At 59.7% G+C, this 2,244-nt stretch carries 1 protein-coding gene and 1 pseudogene; one reads left to right on the top strand and one right to left on the bottom strand.

From position 1 onward, the window contains the following. Window positions 1-245 (bottom strand): annotated as a pseudogene (locus NCT05_RS32070) (IS66 family transposase); the annotation flags it as partial. Window positions 246-1,051: 806 nt separating this feature from the next. Here NCT05_RS32070 and NCT05_RS32065 point away from each other — a divergent pair. Beyond that, on the top strand, window positions 1,052-2,179 hold the full coding sequence (locus NCT05_RS32065) for a two-partner secretion domain-containing protein (protein WP_350030102.1): 1,128 nt from the start codon (window positions 1,052-1,054) through the stop codon (window positions 2,177-2,179). The last annotated feature ends 65 nt before the right edge of the window (window positions 2,180-2,244 follow it).

Raw genomic sequence — 2,244 nt, 5'->3', positions numbered from 1 at the left:
TGGCCGGCGGGCAGATCGCCTTTGGCCAGTGCCTCAACGCGGTATAGGGCCTGGAAGTACTCAAGCGCCTTCGCCACTCGAGCGTTCGGCATCTTCTGCTTGCCAGAGTCCGTCTTTTTCCTAGCCGCTTTGTCCGCCTTGACGAACAGCCTGCGCGCGTGCGCCATGCATCCTAAGTGCGTTGCCTTTTTGAGCGTGCGCCAGGCACTGTAGCCGTCGCTCATCAGCATGGCGCTGTAACGACCAATCAATAGGATCATCGAATGAAACGGGGAAGGATGTTTATTGCAGCCGCATGTCTCGCGGCACTCGCGGGCTGTGCGTCGCCTATGGTGTGGAATAAGTACGGCGCAAATCAGTTCGATTATCAGCAGGACTCCTACGCGTGTGAAAAGGATGCCCGTCAAAGCGGTTACTTCAGCGGCGCATTCTTGGCGCGATCAACATGCGGGAGTTCTTCAAGCACTGCATGGTCGCCCGCGCTGGGCGCTTCAAAGCTCCTAAACGGCGTGGCGGTCGCCTCCCTGCCTAATTGCTGAGCACCGCGTGGGCCGGTAGCAAGCAGCTTCTTTTGCGGTTTCGCGCACCGTCTGCGATAAGCGTCTTCGAACTGAGCGCAATGTGCGAGCGGCGCGCTCATCATTTACCTCGGTGACGGGGTCGTACGTTCAAGGGAGGAGGTACTCTGTTAAACCCAAGAAAGATGGGAAGATGTGAATCCCTCGGAGAAATTTGACTCCGTTCACCTTGAATGCAAGGTAGGTGCGCCTACGATGGGTAGCAAGCGCGTACGAACTTGGCTTTGCTTGCCGAACTTCAGCCGTTGAGCGCACGCCTCGTTGCAGCAGCAGGTTCAGGAAACAGTCCCTCTTGCGTCGCCGAGAATGATCTAGGATCGTAGCCGCAAGAAAAAAGATGGTCGCGACCCGAATGATTGCGTACACGTTGCGGACTTCCGGACTACTATCCGTTCATGACTGGAAGAGCTACGCTTGCACGGTGACTGGATGCCCAATAGGTGCAAGCAACGGCTGGGGCAAAGGAGGGAAACATGCAACGCTTCGCGTCGTGGTCCTGGATTCGCACCCCATATCATTGTTGCCTTCTGATGCGACCGTTCGTGCTTGGTCTGACGTTTGGCTACGCCATCGCTGGATACGCCGTTCCGCCGCTCCCGAGCGGCGGACAGTTGGTCGCAGGCAGCGGTGTAATTACGACCGGCAGCCAGTCTGTCACCATCAATCAGACGTCGCCGCGTGGCGTCGTTGACTGGCGCAGCTTTTCAATCGGGTCGTCGCGCACCGTGACCTTCGACAACGGCAGCGGCGCGACGCTCAATCGGGTGACGGGGGGCGATCCTTCCACGATTGCGGGGCAAATGCACGCGAGCGGCAGCGTTTATCTCATCAATCCGCAAGGCGTGCTCGTGGCTCCCAACGGCGTGATCGCGACGGGCGGGCGCTTCGTTGCATCGGCCCTGAATGTGGATCCGAATGCCTTCATGCAAGGCGGCCCGCTCACGTTTTCGGGCGGAGGCGACGGTGCGGTAATCAATCTCGGCAAGATCAGTTCAAGCGGCGGCGACGTGTTCCTCATGTCGCGCAAGGCGGTGATCAACGCGGGAAGCATCGATGCGCCGAAGGGAACGGTTGAACTGGTAACAGGAAACCAGGTGCTCTTGCAGGACGCGTCCGGCGGCCAACAGGTTTTCGTGCAGGCGGGAAGCGGTGGCACGGTGATAAACGCGGGCACGATCGAGGCGGCGCAAGCCAGCTTGCAAGCCGCCGATGGCAACGTGTATGCGTTCGCCGGCAACAGCGCTGCGATTCGCGCGACCGGCACTGCGACCCGTGATGGTCACGTGTGGCTCGTCGCCGACAAGGGCGAAGTTCATGCGGACGGCACGATTATCGCGACGAATGCGGACGGTATCGGCGGCGCCGTTGACACGCGCGCTTCGACGCTCGACATCGGCACCGCGACGGTTCTCGCCGGCCATTGGACGTTGAGCGCACCGATTTTCACGGTCGACACGAACGCCGCCGGTGCTATCTCGCGCAGCTTGGGCAAGGGCACATCGGTGGACGTTACAACCAAAGGCGCAAACGGCGATATCACCGTGAGTGGCAACGTCCAGTGGCAAAGCGGCGCATCGCTTGCGCTCAATTCCTCTATATGAGCGCCTCCCTTTGCACAAGCATCGATATGCTCACTCCGTGACAGGATGGGTTGCTGCTCTATATC

It is taken from the genome of Caballeronia sp. AZ7_KS35 (assembly GCF_023631045.1).
GTDB classification, from domain to species: domain Bacteria; phylum Pseudomonadota; class Gammaproteobacteria; order Burkholderiales; family Burkholderiaceae; genus Caballeronia; species Caballeronia zhejiangensis.
This window is presented reverse-complemented; position numbering and strand designations above follow the sequence as displayed.